Here is a 6,280-nt window from a genome sequence, read left to right as displayed (position 1 = left end):
CCGACCAATCCTGCAGGTCTGTGCACGACACAGCATCATTGTCTCGGCAGCACCGCATCCTGAACAGCAGCACGCCGGAGCACGATCACCGCGTTGCCACGCCAAGGCTGTAGCCCTGTAGTACTAGGGTGGACGCGACCGCGGATCCACGCTCGGCGGAGGCAGTGCGCATGGTGGCGGAGGACCTCGTCGAGCGGGCCGGCGAACTGAAACGGCAGTTGGTGGAGTTCTCGCAGCAGCCGCGCTACGACCAGGCGTTCCAGGCGTTCCTGGCCCAGACCGGCGGCGACGCCGAGGTGTGGGACGAGGACCGGTTCGTCCTGCTGTGGGACTCCTTCCTGCTGGAGCACCGTCTGCGGAACGGCCGCACCGTCGTCGAGCAGTTCGTCGACGCGCGCCCCGACCTGTCGCCGCAGGAGCGGCAGATGCTGCTCGGCTGGCGCGACGTGGTGTCGGGGGTCTTCGAGGTGCAGCGCCGCGACGGGCCCGCGCTGATCCTGGTCAACCTCGTCGACGACCTGACCTACCGGGCACGGTCCACGAGCGGACGGTCGGTCTTGCGCCGGATGCCCAAACGGTCGTTCCTGCTCACCCGCCTGGTGGCGGTCGGCGACGAGTGGGCGTTCAGCGGGCCGACGAGCGTGCTGCGGCCGGCCGAGCGGGACGTCGCCGCGCGGCTGGCGATCCAGATGTCGTTGCGCTCACCCGAGGCGGCGTTCCGCAACCCGGAGAAGCTGGCCCGGGCGTGGGAGCTGCAGCGGGCGGAGCGGCAGACGTTCATCCGCTTCTTCGGCACCGACCTCGTGGTCGTGCCGGGAGAGCAGGCGCAGCGGCGGCTCGACGAGTTCTACGCGTTCCGCCAGGAGGAGATCCTGCGGGAGAAGCCGGAGGCGGCGCGCCGGGCGAGCGGGACCCCCGCCCCGGTGATCGAGCTGCCGCCGGAGTTGGTCGAGTCCGAGACCGTGGCGTTCATCTACGACGAGGACGACGGGCTGGACTTCCTCGCCGAGTTCGGCCTGGTAGCTGAAGCCTATGCCGATCCCGAGCTGGTGCGGCGCCGCCGGTACCGGGAGCAGGTGCTGTCCTACCTGCACGACGACAGCGTCGCGCCGATGGTGCTGCGCCGCCTGGCCGACCGGGACCCGGACAAGGCCAGCGCGCTGTTCCGCCGGCTGCTGAAGCGACCGCGGTTCGACTGGGCCCGCGACGGGGAGGAGCTGCTGCGCTCGGTCAAGCCGGACCACTTCGCGCGGCCGCCCCTGCCCAGCGTCACCCCGGTCGGTGAGCGGCTGGCCGCCTACGCCCGCCGGTGACCAGCGATCAGGCCGGCCAGTTCCACTCCGGGCGTGGCCGGGCCGGGAACGGCGGCAGGCCGAGGTGGTGACGGTAGGCCGCGTGGATCCAGGCGGTCACGGTGTCCGGCGGGAACGCGAGGTCGGCGAGGCTCACCTCACCGGTCTCCCGCGGTCCTCGGCAGGTCGCGATCAGGCCCCGGGCGGGGTCGGTGTAGTCGAAGCCGGTGACCGTGACGGGGACGCCGAGCAGCGTCGCGGCGGCGGGCAGCTGGGTCTCCTCTTGCAGGACGGTGAGAAAGGCGACGTACTCCTCGTCGTCGCCGTAGGCGTCGACGACGACGGCCTCCACGACGCGGTCGAGGTCACTGGGCTCCACGTGGTCTCCTTCCCGGGGTGGGTGCAGGCTCGTGGGATGGCACGGCCTGGGCCGGTGGCCTACCAGCGTCCCAGTGCACGACCTCGTCGAAGGGGCGGCGGTCCGGCTCCTGCACCGGGCGCAGGGGCCGGTCGGCCGGATAGCCGAAGCCGATGAGACAGGCGCAGGAGTAGCCGTCGGGGGAGCCCAGCACCCGCTACGCCTGCTCCTGATCGGCGACCGCCGAGTGCCCGGAGCCGATGCCGAGATCAGCCGCGGGGACCATCATGAGCGCGGTCGCCTGATCGAAGTCGTAGGCGATCCGCTGGCGGGTCCGCTCGTCCGCCGGGTTCTCGGCCACCAGGGCGATCGTCGCCGCCGAGTGGGCGACGTGCGCGCCGCCCTGCCACACCTCGGCCAGCTCGACGAGCTGCGCGCGGTCGGGGACGGTGACGAAGTGCCACGGCCGCCAGTTCGACGACGACGGTGACCGCCGTCCCGCCTCGAGAACGCGTTAGAGGGCCCCGCGGGGGATCGGCGCGTCGGTGTACCGGCGCACGTTGCGGCGTGCCCGGACGGCGTCCCACGTCTCCATGCCGCAGTCCTGCTCCCTCAGCTCGGCGCACGGCGCACTCCCGCCGACGGGATCGACTCCGGGTGGCGGGGACGGCGTCGACCGGCGGACCTCACCGTCCACGGCCACGGTGGCGCCGTGCGAGGACAGGACAGCGAGTCGTCGACAGGTGGACACGGCACCCCCTCGACAGGCCGACGGGGTGCTCACTCCGGATAGTGCCCGTGGCACGCCGCAGGCGGCGGACGAACCTCTCACCTGCGCAGCGGGTCGGGTGGTGCGAGATCGTCGAGCCAGGGCGGGTCGGGTTCGGGGTCGTGGCACCAGCCAGGCGGTCGGGTGGACCGGCAGACCCCCGATGGCGTGCGGACGATGAACCGGCCGTCGGGGAGCAGCGTGAAGGACCAGCCGCGGGCGAACGTCTTGATCCGGTGGTGTCGCCGGCAGAGACAGCAGAGGTTCCAGCAGGCGGTGGGACCGCCAGCGGCAAATGCCTTCCCGTGGTCGATGTCGCAGCGGCCGGGAGGGCGGCGGCAACCGGGCATGTGGCAGTGCCGGTCACGGACCGTGACGAGGCGTCGCTGCCCGGCGGGCGGCCGGTAGCAGCGGGACGGCGGGGGAGGCCGCAGGCCGGGCCCGTCGCCCGTCCCGCCGGCTGTGCCCGTCCCGCCGGCCGCCCCAGCGTCCCGACCCGTGCTGTCGGTGGGGCGGCTGCTCCTCTGTCGGCCGTGGCGGCGGACGCGGCGACCCCGTCCGGCGGCGCGGCGGAGCTCGGCGCGGGTGGCCACGGCGATGGTCTCGCCGGTGGCCGGGTCGTCGACCGCGACGTGGATGGATCCGCCCGCCGGTGCCGACCCGAGGTTCAGCATGTCGAGCGAGGCGAGCAGTTCGCGGCACTGGGCTGCCGAGATGACCTGGCCGTCCATCTCCGCCGGTGCGGCGCCGACCGGCGCGTCGGGTCGCAGCGAGGGCAGTGCGACGTGGAGGAGCAGTTGCGCGGTCACGGGTGGGCGACTGGTGTCCCACGACCGCAGGATCAGATCCAGCGCCGCGGCCGAGCGCAGCAGGCCCATCGGCCGGTCGTCGCCGTCAGCGCGCATCCACCGCGCGTACTGGTCGACTGCGTCGCGAGCGGCGTACACGGCCGGCAGCGGCCCCTCGATCACCAGGCGACCGAGATCGTCGGCGGTGCGTTCCACGTGCACGTCGGCCTTGCGCTCGGCCTCCTTGCGGCGGCGCTCCTTGGCCTCGGCGTCCACCCGGTACAGGTGGTAGCGGGCCCGGTCGCGCAGCCGGGACGGCGGACAGTCCTCGGCGCCGTCCAGCACCCGCGCCTGAACTCCGGCGGCGACGGCGTCGTCGGCGTCGCCGAGCAGGTCGAGCAGGAGGCGCGCCTTGCGCACCGTCAGCCGCCCCGCGTACAGCGCCGACCAGGTGGCGGCCAGCTTGGTGGTGAGCAGCAGCGACTCGACCGCCAGCCGGGAGGCCTCGGCCTCGGAGCAGTGGCGGATTAGCGCGAGCTCGGTCACGAAGTCGTCGGACACGTCGGCGAGCGCGGCCGGGCGCATCGCCCACGAGTCCGGCCCCGGCCCACCCCGGGTGCCGAAGGCGGTGTCGCGCTCGGCGCGGCGCCGGCGGGCCAGCTCTGCGATGGTGGCGGCCTGCCGGGCGTGCTCGCGGGCCATGTGCGCGTCGGCCGACCAGATGTCGCAGACCAGCTCCAGCTCACCCAGCTGCGGCGAGACCACCTCCGAGGGCAGGACGGGGACCGGCTCGCCCTCCTCCGGTGACCGCGGCACCCCTCCGTCCTCCATGGCTGCACGGTAACCACGGGGTCTGACAGTTCCGGCAGGTCAGCGGGGTCTCCCTCGTCCGGCTCACCCACGGTCGCGAGGACGGGGTCGGCGAATGCGTCCACCACGGCGATCGCGTCGTCCGTGAACTCCTGCTGGAGGCCGCGCTCGGCCTGCCCGTGACGGATCAGGTCGGCGCCGCCCACCGCCAGCACCTCGTCGAGGTCGTCCGCAGACAGCTTGCGCAGCACGTCGTCCCGACCGGGGGGATGTCGTGAACGCGGACGTCCTGACTCGAAGCCGGTCGGCCGACGGGTCAGGGACGACCGCTGCGGGGCTCGCCTACATCCTCACTGTCAGCCGACGAGCCGTTCGAGGAACCGCTGGGTCTCCGGGTCGGTGGAGTGCAGGTAGATGCCGCTCACTCCGCGGGTCAGCAGCACCTTGTAGACGTTGCGCACCAGCAGGTCGAAGTCGGCGTCGCTGACCCGCGTGGTGCTGCAGAAGTCGGGGTCATGGTTCGCGCTGCGGACGGCGACCCACCGGTCGGTCCGCCACACCAGATCCGGGCCGAGCAGGACGCCGTTCCAGTCATACTCGAAGCCCTGGGCGGTGTAGACGCAGCCGACCTGGTCGAAGCCGCGCTCGTCGCTGGCCCACAGTGCGGCCAGTGGGGCGCCGCCGACGGACCGGTCGCCCTCGAGGTTCCACGGCCGCGCCCAGTCGCCGATGCGGACGTCGGGGACGAGCGAGCCGTCGGGCCGGGGTCGCTCCAGGTCCAGCAGTAGCCGGCGGCCATCCGCACGTTCTGGTGCGCGGCCAGCTTCTCGGCGAGCGCCGCCTCGACGGCCGAGGGCGACGGCGCCGTCCAGACCTCGGACCGCTCATTGCTGGTCCAGCGTTGCGGCCCGCCCGGGGCCAGCCCGAGGAGCCGCTCGACCCAGTCGACGTACTCGGCGCTGCCCCCGCTGCGGTACTGGGTGGCGAGGTCGACCTGGTGGACGTCGAGGCCGCGCTCGCGCGTGCTTCTCAGTGTCCTCGATCGTGCCCATCTCGCCGGGGCGGACGACCTGGTTCTGGTCGAGCAGGAAGACGGGCACCCGGTCGGCATCGATGAGCTCGTTGACCTGCCGCTTGCTGGTGCGCAGCTCGGTGCGGGTCCAGCGGTTCGCCGACCGACGGCGCGTACACGATGCTGTACGACGCTGCGCGCAAGAGCCTGGCCGCGCTCCTCCAGGCTCAGGGTCTGCGGGCGACGAGCCGCGGCGGCCATCTCGCCGTGCAGATCGCCATCGACGCATTGTTTCCCGACCCACCGCCGCGAGCCGCGTTCCAGCCCTTGGTCGGCTTCGCCGCACCCGCAACCGGGTCGAGTACGACGCGGTCTCTCCGGTCGACGCGGACGACGTACGGGTTGACCACGCCGTGGCGACTCGCTTGTAAGCCATGGCGGCATCGCTGGTGTCGGAACTGCCGGAGTTCCTCACCTGGCGCACCTGCGGCCGCGAGGACGCCGGTCGGTACGGATACGGCCCGTGGCTGTCGGCGGTCCTGACCGCCTGGGCGGCTGCTTCAGCCGACCGGACGGAGGCAGACCTCGTCGATCGGCTGTGACCGGCCTCGACGGGTCAGGTGACGACTCGTCATCGGTGTGACTGCTCGGCTGTCGTCGTCACTGCGGCAGAGCACCCCGGCGTCGCAGCTCCCGCACGCGGTGCCCGGTGGCATGAACCTCAGAGCCACGCCTCGATCGCGTTCAACTGCTCGTGCGTGAGGCCTACGAACAGGTCCGGGGCGACCACCAGCACGTGCGGGTTGGCGGCGAGCCAGTCCCCGGTCTCGGCGGCCTGCTCGGCCAGGTCGTCGTCGATCCAGACGATGCGCCGGTCCGGTTCGGCCTCGGCGACCGCACGGGCCAGAGCCAGCTTCCACCAGCCCGACAGGCCGCTGAACGACCCGGCGAACCCGGTCGGTGCCGAGTCCGCCCGCGCGTGCACCCTCAGCCCGCGCGGCAGCCCCATCGGCTCGGCCAGCAACCGGTCGGCGTCCCCCGCCCAGGTGGTGAGCCACTGGATCTCCACCCGCCCCGACTCCTGCAGCTCGCGCAGCCGGGCGGTGATCGTCGGGTCCCAGGAGAGCACGTAGCCCTTGAACACCCCCCGCCGCCAGCCCTCGGGCAGGTCGCCGCGGACCGCGTTGAGCACGCCGTCGACGTCCAGCAGCAGGATCGGGACGTCCCTTGTCGAGGCCATGCCCGATCCTC

General features: G+C 72.8%; 7 protein-coding genes and 2 pseudogenes. 2 read left to right on the top strand and 7 right to left on the bottom strand.

Annotated features, from left to right (window positions below; all coding sequences use genetic code 11):
- Positions 1–170 precede the first annotated feature (170 nt).
- Positions 171–1,313: a hypothetical protein gene (locus DQ238_RS22795; protein ID WP_158550771.1), complete on the top strand. Its 1,143-nt coding sequence runs from the start codon at positions 171–173 to the stop codon at positions 1,311–1,313.
- Positions 1,314–1,320: 7 nt separating this feature from the next.
- On the opposite strand, the gene DQ238_RS11400 is transcribed toward DQ238_RS22795, so the two are convergent.
- From DQ238_RS11400 to DQ238_RS24390, 6 genes and pseudogenes are all read right to left on the bottom strand, one after another.
- Entirely contained in the window at positions 1,321–1,671 is a 351-nt protein-coding gene (locus DQ238_RS11400; protein WP_113781380.1) for a hypothetical protein, read from the bottom strand.
- Between the two features lie 196 nt (positions 1,672–1,867).
- The gene (locus DQ238_RS23225; RefSeq protein ID WP_233495889.1) at positions 1,868–2,062 is read right to left on the bottom strand and encodes a hypothetical protein; all 195 of its coding nucleotides are present in this window, start codon (positions 2,060–2,062) and stop codon (positions 1,868–1,870) included.
- Between the two features lie 9 nt (positions 2,063–2,071).
- A pseudogene (locus DQ238_RS24400) lies at positions 2,072–2,149 on the bottom strand (hypothetical protein); the annotation flags it as partial.
- 329 nt (positions 2,150–2,478) lie between these two features.
- Positions 2,479–4,038, bottom strand: coding sequence for an HNH endonuclease signature motif containing protein (locus DQ238_RS11390; protein ID WP_147263054.1), 1,560 nt, complete (start codon positions 4,036–4,038; stop codon positions 2,479–2,481).
- A 335-nt stretch (positions 4,039–4,373) separates the two neighbouring features.
- Positions 4,374–4,793: a DNA/RNA helicase domain-containing protein gene (locus DQ238_RS24395; RefSeq protein WP_370447516.1), complete on the bottom strand. Its 420-nt coding sequence runs from the start codon at positions 4,791–4,793 to the stop codon at positions 4,374–4,376.
- A pseudogene (locus DQ238_RS24390) lies at positions 4,787–5,318 on the bottom strand (DNA/RNA helicase domain-containing protein); the annotation flags it as partial. The pseudogene DQ238_RS24390 and the gene DQ238_RS24395, both read right to left, overlap by 7 nt.
- Before the next feature lie 145 nt (positions 5,319–5,463).
- Between DQ238_RS24390 and DQ238_RS23210 the strand changes: the two are divergent.
- On the top strand, positions 5,464–5,631 hold the full coding sequence (locus DQ238_RS23210; RefSeq protein WP_199506292.1) for a hypothetical protein: 168 nt from the start codon (positions 5,464–5,466) through the stop codon (positions 5,629–5,631).
- Positions 5,632–5,750: 119 nt separating this feature from the next.
- Here DQ238_RS23210 and DQ238_RS11380 read toward each other — a convergent pair whose 3' ends face one another.
- The gene (locus DQ238_RS11380; protein WP_113781378.1) at positions 5,751–6,269 is read right to left on the bottom strand and encodes an HAD domain-containing protein; all 519 of its coding nucleotides are present in this window, start codon (positions 6,267–6,269) and stop codon (positions 5,751–5,753) included.
- Positions 6,270–6,280 lie beyond the last annotated feature (11 nt).

Source organism: Geodermatophilus sp. TF02-6 (assembly GCF_003319115.1).
Classification (GTDB): Bacteria; Actinomycetota; Actinomycetes; order Mycobacteriales; family Geodermatophilaceae; genus Geodermatophilus.
Note: the sequence above shows the minus strand (reverse complement) of the source record. Positions and strands in the feature narration are given on the sequence as shown.

Coding starts and splice junctions, on each gene's coding strand:
- DQ238_RS22795 (WP_158550771.1), top strand. CDS start 171: ATGGTGGCGGAGGACCTCGTCGAGCGGGCCGGCGAACTGAAACGGCAG.
- DQ238_RS11390 (WP_147263054.1), bottom strand. CDS start 4,038: ATGGAGGACGGAGGGGTGCCGCGGTCACCGGAGGAGGGCGAGCCGGTC.
- DQ238_RS23210 (WP_199506292.1), top strand. CDS start 5,464: ATGGCGGCATCGCTGGTGTCGGAACTGCCGGAGTTCCTCACCTGGCGC.
- DQ238_RS11380 (WP_113781378.1), bottom strand. CDS start 6,269: ATGGCCTCGACAAGGGACGTCCCGATCCTGCTGCTGGACGTCGACGGC.